Raw genomic sequence first — 301 nt, forward strand, 5'->3', positions numbered from 1 at the left:
GGTGGCGATACAGCATGTTGTACGGCAGACCCAGCTCCAGGCCGATCTTGCGCACTTCGTCTTTGAACAGCTCTTTAAGCGGCTCAACCAGACCCATGGCCATGTCTTCCGGCAGACCACCTACGTTGTGGTGCGATTTGATCACATGTGCTTTGCCGGTTTTCGACGCCGCAGATTCGATCACATCAGGATAAATCGTGCCCTGCGCCAGCCACTTGGCGTTTTGCAGTTTCTTCGATTCTTCATCAAAAACGTCAACGAACACGTGACCGATAATCTTACGCTTGGCTTCCGGATCCGC

Annotated in this window: 1 pseudogene; it reads right to left on the bottom strand. The window is 53.2% G+C overall.

The window, feature by feature from the left end:
* Positions 1-301 (bottom strand): annotated as a pseudogene (locus ACYP03_RS25495) (glutamine-hydrolyzing GMP synthase); the annotation flags it as partial.

Source organism: Photobacterium sp. R1, from assembly GCF_054600795.1.